The organism is Pseudomonas sp. Rh2, assembly GCF_040762985.1.
GTDB lineage: Bacteria > Pseudomonadota > Gammaproteobacteria > Pseudomonadales > Pseudomonadaceae > Aquipseudomonas > Aquipseudomonas taiwanensis.
This window is the reverse complement of sequence record NZ_CP142890.1, coordinates 1,550,217-1,564,128: the sequence shown is the minus strand read 5'-3', so window position 1 is coordinate 1,564,128 and position 13,912 is coordinate 1,550,217. Positions and strand designations below refer to the sequence as shown.

Here is a 13,912-nt window from a genome sequence, read left to right as displayed (position 1 = left end):
CATGTCGAAGTTCTTTATCGATCGCCCGATCTTCGCCTGGGTGATCGCCTTGGTGATCATGCTGGTCGGCGCCTTGTCGATCCTGAAGCTGCCGATCAACCAGTATCCCAGCATCGCGCCGCCGGCCATCGCCATCGCCGTGACCTACCCGGGCGCTTCGGCGCAGACCGTGCAGGACACCGTGGTGCAGGTCATCGAGCAGCAGCTCAACGGTATCGACAACCTGCGTTATGTGTCGTCGGAAAGTAACTCCGACGGCAGCATGACCATTACCGCTACCTTCGAGCAGGGCACCAACCCCGACACCGCGCAGGTCCAGGTACAGAACAAGCTGAACCTGGCCACCCCGCTGCTGCCGCAAGAAGTGCAGCAACAGGGCATCCGCGTTACCAAGGCAGTGAAAAACTTCCTGTTGGTGATCGGTCTGGTGTCCGAAGACGGCAGCATGACCAAGGACGACCTGGCCAACTACATCGTCTCCAACATGCAGGACCCGATCTCTCGGACTGCCGGTGTAGGTGACTTCCAGGTGTTCGGTGCCCAGTACGCCATGCGTATCTGGCTCGATCCGGCCAAGCTCAACAAGTTCCAGCTGACTCCGGTCGATGTGAAGACCGCCGTCAGCGCGCAGAACATCCAGGTATCCTCCGGCCAGCTCGGTGGCCTGCCTGCCCTGCCTGGCAACCAGCTCAACGCCACCATCATCGGCAAGACCCGCCTGCAGACCGCCGAACAGTTCGAGAAGATTCTGCTCAAGGTCAACAGCGACGGTTCCCAGGTCCGCCTGGGCGATGTGGCGACCGTTGGCCTCGGCGGCGAAAACTACGCCGTCAGCGCCCAGTTCAACGGCAAGCCGGCGTCGGGTCTGGCGGTCAAGCTGGCCACCGGCGCCAACGCCCTGGACACTGCCAAGGCCCTGCGCAAGACCATCAGCGACCTGGAGCCGTTCTTCCCGCCGGGCGTGAAGGCTGTGTTCCCGTATGACACCACCCCAGTGGTGACCGAGTCGATCAGCGGGGTTATCCATACCCTGATCGAAGCGGTGGTCCTGGTGTTCCTGGTGATGTACCTGTTCCTGCAGAACTTCCGCGCCACCGTCATCACCACCATGACCGTGCCGGTGGTGTTGCTGGGTACCTTCGGTATCCTGGCCGCCGCAGGCTTCAGCATCAACACCCTGACCATGTTCGCCATGGTACTGGCCATCGGCCTGTTGGTGGATGATGCCATCGTCGTAGTGGAAAACGTCGAGCGGGTAATGTCCGAGGAGGGCCTGCCGCCCAAGGAAGCGACCAAGCGTTCCATGCAACAGATCCAGGGTGCCCTGGTGGGTATCGCCCTGGTGCTGTCGGCTGTACTGCTACCGATGGCCTTCTTCGGCGGCTCCACCGGTGTGATCTACCGCCAGTTCTCCATCACCATCGTCTCGGCCATGGGCCTGTCGGTGCTGGTAGCCCTGATCTTCACCCCGGCCCTGTGCGCCACCATGCTCAAGCCGCTGAAGAAAGGCGAACACCATGTGGCCAAGCGCGGCTTCTTCGGCTGGTTCAACCGCAACTTCGACCGCAGCGTACAAGGCTACGAGCGCAGCGTCGGTGCCATCCTGCGCAACAAACTGCCGTTTTTGCTCGCCTACGCCCTGATCGTGGTCGGCATGATCTGGCTGTTCGCCCGCATTCCAACGGCATTCCTGCCTGAGGAAGACCAGGGTGTACTGTTCGCCCAGGTGCAGACGCCAGCAGGTTCCAGCGCCGAGCGCACCCAGGTTGTGATCGACCAGATGCGTGAATACCTGCTCAAGGACGAGTCCGAAACCGTTGCCTCGGTCTTTACCGTGAACGGCTTCAACTTCGCCGGTCGTGGCCAGAGTTCGGGCATGGCATTCATCATGCTCAAGCCGTGGGACGAGCGCTCGAAGGAGAACAGCGTGTTTGCCCTGGCACAACGCGCCCAGCAGCACTTCTTCAGCTTCCGCGATGCCATGGTGTTCGCCTTCGCACCGCCCGCGGTGCTCGAACTGGGTAACGCCACCGGCTTCGACGTGTTCCTGCAGGACCGCGCCGGCGTCGGCCATACCAAGCTGATGGAGGCGCGCAACCAGTTCCTGGCCAAGGCCGCGCAAAGCAAGATCCTCAGCGCGGTACGCCCGAACGGCCTGAACGACGAGCCGCAGTACCTGCTGACAGTCGATGACGAACGTGCCAGCGCGCTGGGCGTGACCATCGCCGACATCAACAGCACCCTGTCGATCGCCCTGGGTGCCAGCTACGTCAACGACTTCATCGACCGTGGCCGGGTCAAGAAGGTCTACATCCAGGGCGAGCCAAGCTCGCGGATGAGCCCGGAAGACCTGCAGAAGTGGTACGTGCGCAACGCTGCAGGCGAGATGGTGCCGTTCTCGTCCTTCGCCAAAGGCGAATGGAGCTACGGTTCGCCGAAGCTGTCGCGCTACAACGGCGTGGAAGCGGTCGAGATCCTCGGTGCCCCGGCGCCGGGCTACAGTACCGGTGAAGCCATGGCCGAGGTCGAGCGCATCGTTGGCGAACTGCCGTCCGGTATCGGTTACTCGTGGACCGGCATGTCCTACGAGGAAAAACTCTCCGGCTCGCAGATGCCAGCACTGTTCGCCCTCTCGGTTCTGTTCGTGTTCCTGTGCCTGGCAGCGCTGTACGAAAGCTGGTCGATCCCGATCGCCGTCGTGTTGGTCGTACCGCTGGGTATCATCGGTGCGCTGATCGCCACCAGTCTGCGCGGCTTGTCGAACGACGTGTACTTCCTCGTGGGCCTGTTGACCACCATCGGCCTGGCGGCGAAGAACGCGATCCTGATCGTCGAGTTCGCCAAGGAACTGCACGAGCAGGGCCGCAGCCTATACGATGCGGCGATCGAGGCGTGCCGTATGCGTCTGCGTCCGATCATCATGACCTCGCTGGCGTTCATCCTCGGCGTGGTACCGTTGACCATCGCCAGCGGCGCGGGCGCCGGCAGCCAGCACGCCATCGGCACGGGCGTGATCGGCGGCATGATCAGTGCGACCGTACTGGCCATCTTCTGGGTACCGCTATTCTTCGTCGCAGTGTCGTCGCTGTTCGGCAGCAAAGAACCGAAACAAGACGCCACCCCTGAAACTCCACGTTATGAGGCTGGGCAATGACCAAGTCTTTATTGACCCTGGCGGTAACCGCTTTCATTCTCGGCGGCTGCTCGCTGATCCCTGACTACCAGCCCCCGGAATCTCCGGTGGCAGCGCAGTGGCCGCAAGGCCCTGCGTACTCGCCTACCCAATCGGCCGAGGTAGCCGCCGCCGAGCAGGGCTGGCGCCAGTTCTTCCACGACCCGGCACTGCAGCGATTGATCCAGACCTCCCTGGAGAACAACCGCGACCTGCGCGTGGCGGCGCTGAACATCGACGCCTACCGCGCGCAATACCGCATCCAGCGGGCCGACCTGTTCCCAGCGGTTTCGGCCACTGGCAGCGGCAGCCGCCAGCGGGTGCCGGCGAACATGTCGACCACCGGTGAAGCCGGGATCAACAGCCAGTACTCGGCTACGCTGGGTGTCAGCGCCTACGAACTGGACCTGTTCGGTCGAGTGCGCAGCCTGACCGAGCAGGCCCTGGAAACCTACCTGTCCAGCGAGCAGGCACGTCGCTCCACGCAGATCGCCCTGGTGGCCAGCGTGGCCAATGCCTACTACACCTGGCAGGCCGACCAGGCGCTACTCAAGCTCACCGAAGAGACCCTCAAGACCTACGAGGAAAGCTACAACCTGACTCGCCGCAGCAACGAAGTCGGTGTGGCTTCCGCGCTCGATGTCAGCCAGGCACGCACCGCCGTGGAAGGCGCCCGGGTCAAGTACTCGCAGTACCAGCGCCTGGTCGCCCAGGACGTCAACAGCCTGGCGGTGCTGCTCGGCACCAGCATTCCGGCCGACCTGCCTAAGCCGCTGGAGCTCAATGCCGACCAGCTGGCCGAGGTACCGGCCGGCCTGCCATCGGACATCCTCCAGCGCCGTCCGGACATCCAGGAAGCCGAGCACCTGCTCAAGGCCGCCAACGCCAACATCGGCGCGGCTCGGGCCGCGTTCTTCCCGAGTATCAGCCTGACCGCCAACGCAGGCAGCCTAAGCCCGGACATGGGTCACCTGTTCTCGGGCGGCCAAGGCACCTGGCTGTTCCAGCCGCAGATCAACCTGCCGATCTTCAACGCCGGCAGCCTGAAGGCCAGCCTGGACTACTCCAAGATCCAGAAGGACATCAACGTCGCCAAGTACGAAAAGACCATCCAGACCGCCTTCCAGGAAGTCTCCGATGGCCTGGCGGCGCGCAAGACCTTCGAAGAGCAGTTGCAGGCACAGCGTGACCTGGTGCAGGCGAACCAGGATTACTACCGCCTGGCCGAGCGTCGCTACCGTATCGGTATCGACAGCAACCTGACCTTCCTCGATGCCCAGCGCAACCTGTTCAGCGCCCAGCAAGCCCTGATCAGCGACCGCCTCTCGCAGCTGACCAGCGAGGTCAACCTGTACAAGGCTCTGGGTGGGGGCTGGTACGAGCAGACCGGACAAGCCAACCAGCAAGCTTCGGTGGAAACACCGAAAAGCTGAGTCGACAGCTAAAACATCAAGCCCACCTTCGCGGTGGGCTTTTTGTTGCGACCTGGCCGTATCGACCCCATCGACTGCGGACAATTAACCAGCTGGAACATTCCGTTCGATTATCGCCCGCTTCCGTTTGCGACCAATTGCCCCACCCTCCCCCGATTCAGCACCATCTGCCCCGAAACGCTGCACACGTTCATCAGAAAAAAGACCCGCCCCTGCACACGTGTCCCTGCAGCGCGCCGGTTCGCCCCATAAAAACAAGAGATTGACAACAGATGAGCACTTCGTACCCCGCACGCCAGCTGCTGCCCGGCCTGTTGGCCATGTCCTGCGCCTTCCCTGTTCTGGCCGCCGAAGGCGGTTTCGTGGAGGATGCCAAGGCCACACTTAACCTGCGTAACTTCTACATCAATCGCAATTTCGTCGACTCGGCCCACCCACAAGCGAAGGCCGAAGAGTGGACGCAAAGCTTCATCCTCGACGCCCGTTCCGGTTTCACCCAGGGCACCGTAGGCTTTGGCGTCGATGTATTAGGCCTGTACTCGGTCAAGCTCGATGGCGGCAAAGGCACCACCAACACCCACCTGCTCCCGGTTCATGACGATGGTCGCCCTGCCGATGATTTCGGCCGTCTGGGCGTGGCGCTCAAAGCCAAGCTTTCGCAAACCGAACTGAAGGTCGGCGAGTGGATGCCGGTGCTGCCGATCCTGCGTTCGGACGATGGCCGTTCGCTGCCGCAAACCTTCCGCGGCGGCCAGATCACCTCCAAGGAAATCGACGGCCTGACCCTGTATGCCGGCCAGTTCCGTGGCAACAGCCCACGCAACGACGCCAGCATGGAAGACATGTCGCTCAACGGCCGCGCCGCCTTCACCTCGGATCGCTTCAATTTCGGCGGGGGTGAGTACACCTTCAACGACAAGCGCACGATGATTGGCTTGTGGGATGCCCAGCTCAAGGACATCTACCGCCAGCAATACATCAACCTGGTGCACAGCCAGCCACTGGGTGACTGGACCCTGGGCGCCAACCTCGGCTACTTCATCGGCAAGGAAGACGGCGCCGAGCGCGCAGGCGAACTCGACAACCGCACCGCGTCGGCCATGCTCTCGGCCCGCTATAAGGGGCATACCTTCTACGTCGGCTTGCAGAAGGTCAGCGGTGACGACGCCTGGATGCGGGTCAACGGCACCAGTGGTGGCACCCTGGCCAACGACAGCTACAACTCCAGCTTCGACAATGCCAAGGAACGCTCGTGGCAGGTACGTCATGATTTCAGCTTCGCCACTGTCGGCGTGCCGGGTCTCACCTTGATGAACCGCTACATCAAGGGCGACAACGTTCACACCAGCAGCGTCGACGATGGCAAGGAATGGGCACGGGAGACCGAGCTGGCTTATGTGGTGCAGTCCGGCACCTTCAAGGACTTGTCGGTCAAATGGCGCAACTCCACCATGCGCCGCGATTTCAGCACCAACGCCTTCGATGAGAATCGGTTGATCGTCAGCTATCCGCTGAACCTGTTGTAAGCTGGCCTGGCCTCATCGCCCGGCGATGAGGCCACTACAGCACCCTTCCTCACTTGCGCTCCTACGGCCCCCGCCACCTCCCCTGCGCACCGCGATCGACCTGAATACGCCGGCGTACGCTACCGCCATTCGCTGAACTGATGATGCTGTCGGTTGCGGGCTATCCTCAGTTATATCGGGAGCAGAACAGGCCCCCCAGGGAGGAACAACAATGAAAAACCTCGTCGACCACCTGAGCCAATACGCCAGCTACCACCGCGACCCACGCAACATCGCCACTCATTTCATCGGAATCCCGATGATCGTCGTGGCCGTGACCATCCTGCTGTCACGCCCCGGCTGGGACATTGCAGGCGCATGGCTGTCCCCGGCCATGCTGGCGGCGGCGGCATCGGTATGGTTCTACCTGCGCCTTGACCTGCGCCTGGGCCTGGTGATGGGGCTGTTGCTGGGGCTGTGCCTGTGGGTAGGCCAGGTGCTGGCGATGCAAAGCACCGCGCTGTGGCTCACAGCAGGAATCGGTGCCTTCGTGGTGGGCTGGATCATTCAGTTCGTCGGCCATTACTACGAAGGCCGCAAGCCAGCATTCGTCGACGACATCAGCGGGCTGATCATCGGGCCCTTGTTCGTGGTGGCAGAAGCTGCATTCATGCTGGGACTGTGTCCGACGCTGAAGCAGGCGGTGGAGGCCAAGGCCGGCCCGGTGGCTATCCAGCAGAAGAAAGCGACCGTTTGATGGGACATTGCCGGTAACGCCAGCCCCCAACCTGCGGGGGCTGACGTGCCGGTGCCAGAGGCGGCAGCGACTGCACACTCAAGCCTGGCGCGACTCGACCCCCAGCTCATCCCACACCGACTCCGCCAGGTGGAAGGTGGCGTTGGCCGCCGGAATACCGCAGTAGATCGCACTCTGCATCAGTACTTCCTTGATCTCGTCGCGGGTCACACCATTGTTGGCCGCGGCGCGCAGGTGCAATTTCAGCTCATCGTTGCGGTTCATGCCGATCAGCATGGCGATGGTGATCAGGCTGCGGGTATGGCGCGGCAGGCCGGGGCGAGTCCAGATATCACCCCAGGCATGCCGGGTGATCATGTTCTGGAACTCGCTGTTGAAGTCATTGAGCTTTTCCAGGCTGCGGTCGACATGGGCGTCGCCAAGCACCGCCCGGCGCACTTGCATGCCGGCCTCGTAACGTTGTTTCTCATCCATTGCGCTACCCTCAGCGAGCCAGCAGGAAGTCGAGCACGCGGCGGCTGAACGCTTCGCCGATTTCGACGTTGGACAGGTGTGCCGCAGGGAACTCGGCGTAGGTGGCACCAATGATTCCAGCCTGCATGAAATGGCCATGCTCCGGGGTGGTCACCACATCTTCGGTACCCGCCACGATCAGCGTCGGCACCTGGATACGACCCAGTTGCTCACGGAAATCGGCATCGCGGACCGCGGCGCAGTTGGCTGCGTAACCTTGCGCGGAAGTCGTTGCGAGCATCTGGCAGATACGCTGGGCCTGCTCAGGCTGCGACTGGGCGAAGCCTGGGGTGAACCAGCGGGCGATGGAGGCGTCACGCAGGTCAGCCATGGCCTGCTGGCCACCTTTGAGCACGGTGTCGATGCGGGTGTTCCACACCTCGTCATTGGCGATCTTGGCGGCGGTATTGCACAGCGTCAGGCTGTGCAGGCGTGCACCGGCATTGATACCCAGCCACTGGCCGATCAGGCCGCCCATCGACAGGCCCACGAAATGCGCGTGCTCGATATCCAGACCATCGAGCAGCGCCAGCACGTCACGCCCCAGCTGTTCGATGCTGTAAGGGCCTTCGGTAACCAGCGACCCGCCATGGCCACGGGTGTCGTAGCGCAGCACCCGGAAGTGCTCGCTCCACAGCGGAATCTGGCTGTCCCACATGCCCAGGTCGGTGCCGAGCGAGTTGGACAGCACCAGCACCGGTGCGTCTTGCGGGCCGTCGAGTTGGTAGTTCAATACGCCATCGGCCAGTTGCAATTGCGCCACAGCGGTCTCCTTCAGGCAGTGAAACGTTGATGTTCGGCCACGGCACGCGCCACCCAGACGCGGGCTTGGCCAAGGTAATGGGCAGGATCGAGCAGGCGGTCCAGCTCTTCGGCGGACAGCTCGGCGCTGACCTGCGGCTCGTCACCGAGCACGGCGCGCAGGTGGCGCTGCTCGGCCACGGCACGCTGGCAGCATTGCTCCAGCAGGTGGTGGGCATGGTCACGGCCCAGGCGTTGGGCAAGCACGATACTCACGGCTTCGGCCAGCACCAGGCCTTGGGTCAGGTCGAGGTTGCGGCGCATGCGTTCACCATCGACTTCCATCCCCTCGGCAATCACCTGGGCCTGGCGCAGCGCGCCAGAGACCAGGCAGCAGATGTCTGGCAGGGTCTCCCATTCGGCATGCCACAGGCCAAGGCTGCGCTCGTGCTCTTGAGGCATGGCCGCGAACATGGTCGCCAGCAGGCCCGGCACACGAGTGGCAGCACCGATCAGTACCGCCGCGCCCACCGGATTACGCTTGTGCGGCATGGTCGAAGAGCCGCCCTTGCCCGGCGCGGAAGGCTCGAACACTTCCCCCGCCTCGGTCTGCATCAACAGGCTGATATCCCGCCCGAACTTGCCCAGGCTGCCAGCGATGAGGCCCAGCACCGAGGCGAATTCCACCAGGCGATCACGCTGGGTGTGCCAGGGTTGCTCAGGCAAGGTCAACTTGAGTTGTTCAGCCAGGGCCTCTGCGACCGGCATCGCTTTATTGCCCAAGGCCGCGAGGCTGCCGGACGCGCCACCGAACTGCAGCACCAGCAGACGCGGACGCAGCTCCTTGAGGCGCTGGCGGTGACGGGTCAGAGCACCGAGTACGCCGGCCAGCTTCATGCCCAGGGTCACCGGCGTGGCGTGCTGCAGCCAGGTGCGGCCCACCAGCGGGGTGTCGGCGTGCTGCAAAGCCTGGTGCGCCAGGGTCTCGGCAAGCTTGCCGAGGTCCGCTTCGATCATGTCGAGCGCATCGCGAAGTTGCAGGACCAAACCCGTGTCCATGGCATCCTGGCTGGTGGCGCCCAGGTGCACATAGCGCTCGGCTTCAGGCACACCACTGGCGATGACCTTGCCCAACGCCTTCACCAAGGGGATAGCCGAGTTGCCGGCAGTGGCGATGGCATCGGCCAAGGCGCGGGCATCGTAGCGCTCGGCGTGGCAGGCCGCCTCGATGGCGGCCACCGCACTGTGCGGTACCAGCCCGGCGCTGGCTTCGGCACGGGCCAAGGCGGCTTCGAAATCGAGCATGCCCTGCAGCCGGCCACGGTCGGAGAAAATCTCACGCATGGCCGGTGCGGTGAAATAAGCGTCGAACAGCAGATTGCTCATGCAACGTCCTTAATGATCGTGATGCAGGTACGCTGCCTGCTTCGGCAGTCGTAGGCTGAACAGGAAGGCAACTGCCATCATGGCCGTCACGTACCAGTAGAAGGTGTTCTCCATGCCCATGGTTTTCAAGCCCAGGGCAACGTATTCGGCGGAACCGCCGAACATGGCGTTGGCCACCGCATAGGCCAGGCCCACACCCAGCGCACGCACCTGCGGCGGGAACATTTCGGCCTTCACCAGGCCGCTGATCGAGGTGTAGAAACTGACGATGCACAGGGCCAGCGTCACCAGCACGAAGGCCACGAACGGGCTGGTCACGGTCTTGAGCGCCATCAGCAGCGGGACGGTGAACAGGGTGCCCAAAGCGCCGAACAGCAGCATCGAGTTACGTCGACCGATTCGGTCGGAGAGCATGCCGAAGAACGGCTGTAGGATCATGAACAGGAACAACGCGCCGGTCATCACGAAGCTTGCGCTCTTGGCGTTCATCCCCGCCGTGTTGACCAGGTATTTCTGCATGTACGTGGTGAAGGTATAGAAGATCAGCGAACCACCGGCGGTGTAGCCCAGCACGGTGATGAACGCTGCGGTGTGGTTGCGGAACAACCCAGCGATGGTACCGGCGTCTTTGTCCTTGCGGGTTTCGGCGCTGCTGGTTTCCTCCAGCGAACGGCGCAACATCAGCGAGACCAGGGCGGCAATGGCACCGACCACGAACGGAATGCGCCAGCCCCACGCACGCAGTTCATCCTCGCTCAGCAGTTGCTGCAGGATGACCACTACCAGCACCGCCAGCAGTTGGCCACCAATCAGCGTTACGTATTGGAACGAGGCGAAGAAACCACGCTGGCCTCGTAGCGCCACTTCACTCATGTAGGTGGCAGTGGTGCCGTATTCGCCACCCACCGACAGGCCCTGGATCAGGCGCGCGAGCAACAGCAGCGCCGGCGCCCAGGTGCCGATGCTGGCGTATGTGGGCAGGCAGGCGATCATCAACGAACCGGCGCACATCATCAGCACCGAAATCATCAGGGAGTTCTTGCGGCCATGACGATCGGCCAGGCGGCCGAAGATCCAGCCACCGATGGGCCGCATCAAAAAGCCGGCAGCGAACACGCCAGCGGTGTTCAGCAGCTGCACGGTGGGGTCATCGGAGGGAAAGAAAGCCGGCGCGAAGTAGATCGCGCAGAAGGCGTAGACGTAAAAGTCGAACCACTCCACCAGGTTGCCCGAAGAGGCACCGACAATGGCAAAGATGCGTTTACTGCGCTCTTCGCCGGTGTAATAGGCTGAGGTCATGGTGTGTTTACTCCTGGAGGGTCATAGGTATTCTAGACATACCTAGTAACACACTCGTTCCGCACGGAGGCTGGCAATTGGCCTTGTGTCGTAGCTACCGGCCCTATTGCCGGCAGGCCGGCACCCACAAGGATTGCGTGGTTCCCTGCAGGAGCCGACTTGCCGGCAATAGCGCCGGTACGGGTCAGACCCGTTCGATGGCCAGGGCGAGACCTTGGCCTACACCCACGCACATGGTCGCCAGGCCTTTACGCCCACCGCTCTTCTCCAACTGGTGAAGCGCAGTCAGGACCAGACGCGCACCACTCATGCCCAGCGGGTGGCCCAGGGCGATGGCGCCGCCATTGGGGTTGACCTGCGGCGCGTCATCGGCCACACCCAGCTCGCGCAGCACCGCCAGGCCTTGGCTGGCGAACGCTTCATTGAGCTCGATGACATCGAAGTCGCCAACCGCCACACCCAGACGCTCGGTGAGCTTGCGCACTGCCGGTACCGGGCCAATGCCCATGACACGGGGCGCCACACCGGCGCTGGCCATGCCGAGCACTCGAGCACGTGGGGTCAGGCCATGTTTCTTCACTGCCTCGGCCGACGCCAGGATCAGGGCTGCGGCGCCGTCGTTGACACCCGACGCGTTGCCAGCGGTGACGGTCTTGTCCGGGCCATTGACCGGTTTGAGCTTGGTCAGCGCTTCCAAGGTGGTCTCCGGACGCAGATGTTCATCCTGCTCGACCAGGGTCTCACCCTTCTTGTGGGTGATGCGGACGGGGACGATTTCCTCGGCGAAGAAGCCGGCAGCCTGGGCCGCTGCGGCCTTCTGCTGGCTACGCAAGGCAAACGCATCCTGGTCGGCACGCGATACCTGGTAGTCGTCGGCGACGTTGTCGGCGGTCTCGGGCATCGAGTCCACGCCGTACTGGCTCTTCATCAGCGGGTTGATGAAACGCCAGCCGATGGTGGTGTCTTCGAGCTTCATGTTGCGCGAGTAAGCGCTCTCGGCCTTACCCATGACGAACGGGGCACGCGACATCGACTCGACGCCGCCAGCAATAGCCAGCTCCATTTCGCCGCTGGCGATGGCGCGGAAGGCCGTGCCGATAGCGTCCATGCCCGAAGCACACAGACGGTTGAGGGTGACGCCGGGAATGCTCTCGGGCAGGCCCGCGAGCAGCAGCGCCATGCGCGCCACGTTGCGGTTGTCTTCGCCAGCCTGGTTGGCGCAGCCGAAGAACACCTCATCGACCTGGTCCCACTGCACCGACGGGTTGCGCTCGATCAGCGCCTTGAGCGGCACTGCGGCGAGGTCGTCGGCACGCACACCGGCCAGGGCACCGCCGAAGCGGCCGATCGGGGTGCGGATGGCGTCACAGATGAATACGTCACGCATCAGGCTTCTCCTGCCACCTGGCCATGGGCCACGGCGGTACGGGCTTCAAGGTCGCGCAGAGCGGTCAGTTCGACTTCGGTCGGTGCGCTGGTGGTCTGCACATCGTCGGCGAAACGGATCGCCCAGCCGGTGGCGGCAACGATCTGCTCGCGAGTGACGCCAGGGTGAATCGAGGTGACCACGAACTCGTTGGTGCCAGCTTCAGGCTCCATGATGCACAGGTCGGTGATGATCCCGACAGGGCCGTCACCTGGCAGGCCCAGGCGCTTGCGCGAATCGCCACCCTCGCCGTGACCGACCGAGGTGATGAAGTCCAGCTTGTCGACGAAGGCACGGGTCGACTGCTTGAGGATGATCAGTACTTGCTTGGCGGAGCCTGCAATTTCCGGCGCGCCACCCGCACCCGGCAGACGGGTCTTGGGTGCATGGTAGTCACCCACCACGGTGGTGTTGATGTTGCCGAAGCGGTCGACCTGGGCGGCACCGAGGAAGCCCACGTCGATACGACCACCTTGCAGCCAGTAGCGGAAGATCTCGCCGGTCGGCACCACGGTATCGGCGGTTTCGGCCAGCTCGCCGTCACCGATCGACAGCGGCAGTACGCTCGGTTTGGCACCGATCGGGCCAGACTCGTAGATCAGCACCACGTCTGGCGAGGAGGTCAGCCGAGCCAGGTTGGCAGCCTTGGATGGCAGGCCAATGCCGACGAAGCAGACAGCGCCGTTGCGCAGGCGACGGGCAGCGGCGACGGTCATCATTTCAGAGGTGGAGTAGCTCATTGTGCAGCCTCCGAGGAGCTGGCCAGCTTGGCCTTGTATTCGTTGAAGTCAGCGGTGCCACGGATATAAGTGTCGATCCAGGCGCTGAACGACTCACGGTTGCGCGCAATCGGGTCCCAATCCTGGTAGAAGCGGTTGTCACGCTCGTAGTAACCATGGGCATAGGACGGGTGTGCGCCACCCGGTACCAGGCAGACTGCGCTCAGCGCCCAAGTCGGCAGGACACAGGCGTTCATCGGTGCCTGCAGGTCATCGACGATTTCTTCGACGGTGACGATGCAACGCTTGGCGGCCAGGGCGGCTTCTTTCTGGACGCCGAGGATGCCCCACAGCAACACGTTACCTTTACGGTCGGCCTTCTGCGCGTGAATCACGGTGACGTCCGGACGCACCGACGGTACCGCGGCGAGGACTTCGCCGGTGAACGGGCAGGTAACGCTCTTGATCAGCGGGTTGACCTTCGGCAGGTCGGAACCGGCGTAGGCACGCAGCACCGCGAATGGCAGGCCGGAAGCACCAGCGACGTAAGCGTTGGCGAGGTCGGCGTGGCTGTGCTCTTCGATTTCGATCGCGTGCGGCCACTGCTTCTCGACCGCGTCACGCAGACGGTGCAGCGAACCGACACCTGGGTTGCCGCCCCACGAGAAGATGATCTTCTTGGCGCAGCCGGCGCCGATCAGCTGGTCGTAGATCAGGTCCGGGGTCATGCGCACGAGGGTAAGGTCGCGCTTGCCCTGACGGATGATCTCGTGGCCAGCGGCGGTCGGGATCAGGTGGGTGAAGCCTTCGAGCGCGACGGTATCGCCGTCTTGAATGAACTGCTTCACAGCTTCGTGAAGCGGGAGGATTGCAGCCATGGGGAGACTCCTGGTCAGGGTGCTACGTTGAACTCAGATTAAGGAGACTGGTGGGTGGCCACAATCCGATAATCGACTATTTG

At 63.1% G+C, this 13,912-nt stretch carries 11 protein-coding genes; 4 read left to right on the top strand and 7 right to left on the bottom strand.

Translation table 11 applies throughout. The annotated features are described in order from the left end of the window. Position 1 precedes the first annotated feature (1 nt). The 4 genes from ttgB (at position 2) to VXM67_RS07050 (ending at position 6,867) form a co-directional block, all read left to right on the top strand. Positions 2 to 3,154: a multidrug efflux RND transporter permease subunit TtgB gene (ttgB, locus tag VXM67_RS07065; protein WP_023378920.1), complete on the top strand. Its 3,153-nt coding sequence runs from the start codon at positions 2 to 4 to the stop codon at positions 3,152 to 3,154. Beyond that, entirely contained in the window at positions 3,151 to 4,605 is a 1,455-nt protein-coding gene (locus tag VXM67_RS07060) for an AdeC/AdeK/OprM family multidrug efflux complex outer membrane factor (protein ID WP_027908105.1), read from the top strand. The genes ttgB and VXM67_RS07060 overlap by 4 nt, the downstream gene beginning before the upstream one ends. A 272-nt stretch (positions 4,606 to 4,877) precedes the next feature. Next, positions 4,878 to 6,131, top strand: coding sequence for an OprD family porin (locus VXM67_RS07055; RefSeq protein WP_023378917.1), 1,254 nt, complete (start codon positions 4,878 to 4,880; stop codon positions 6,129 to 6,131). A gap of 211 nt (positions 6,132 to 6,342) precedes the next feature. Beyond that, on the top strand, positions 6,343 to 6,867 hold the full coding sequence (locus VXM67_RS07050) for a DUF962 domain-containing protein (protein WP_023378916.1): 525 nt from the start codon (positions 6,343 to 6,345) through the stop codon (positions 6,865 to 6,867). 78 nt (positions 6,868 to 6,945) lie between these two features. Here VXM67_RS07050 and pcaC read toward each other — a convergent pair whose 3' ends face one another. From pcaC to VXM67_RS07015, 7 genes are all read right to left on the bottom strand, one after another. After that, entirely contained in the window at positions 6,946 to 7,341 is a 396-nt protein-coding gene (pcaC, locus tag VXM67_RS07045) for a 4-carboxymuconolactone decarboxylase (protein ID WP_027908103.1), read from the bottom strand. Positions 7,342 to 7,351: 10 nt separating this feature from the next. Further along, a complete protein-coding gene (pcaD, locus tag VXM67_RS07040) occupies positions 7,352 to 8,143 on the bottom strand; it encodes a 3-oxoadipate enol-lactonase (protein ID WP_023378914.1) in 792 nt (263 codons plus the stop codon). A gap of 11 nt (positions 8,144 to 8,154) precedes the next feature. Beyond that, positions 8,155 to 9,507 carry a 3-carboxy-cis,cis-muconate cycloisomerase gene (locus tag VXM67_RS07035; RefSeq protein WP_023378913.1) on the bottom strand — a complete coding sequence of 451 codons (1,353 nt, stop codon included), beginning with the start codon at positions 9,505 to 9,507 and terminating at the stop codon, positions 8,155 to 8,157. Between the two features lie 9 nt (positions 9,508 to 9,516). Next, positions 9,517 to 10,806 (bottom strand): MFS family transporter, encoded by a 1,290-nt coding sequence (locus VXM67_RS07030; protein ID WP_023378912.1) that lies wholly within the window; start codon positions 10,804 to 10,806, stop codon positions 9,517 to 9,519. Positions 10,807 to 10,990: 184 nt separating this feature from the next. Next, positions 10,991 to 12,196, bottom strand: coding sequence for a 3-oxoadipyl-CoA thiolase (gene pcaF / locus VXM67_RS07025; RefSeq protein ID WP_177325259.1), 1,206 nt, complete (start codon positions 12,194 to 12,196; stop codon positions 10,991 to 10,993). Next, positions 12,193 to 12,972 (bottom strand): CoA-transferase subunit beta, encoded by a 780-nt coding sequence (locus tag VXM67_RS07020; RefSeq protein ID WP_023378910.1) that lies wholly within the window; start codon positions 12,970 to 12,972, stop codon positions 12,193 to 12,195. Before VXM67_RS07020 ends, pcaF begins: the two co-directional genes overlap by 4 nt. Then, a complete protein-coding gene (locus tag VXM67_RS07015) occupies positions 12,969 to 13,829 on the bottom strand; it encodes a CoA transferase subunit A (protein WP_027908101.1) in 861 nt (286 codons plus the stop codon). The genes VXM67_RS07020 and VXM67_RS07015 overlap by 4 nt, the downstream gene beginning before the upstream one ends. Positions 13,830 to 13,912 lie beyond the last annotated feature (83 nt).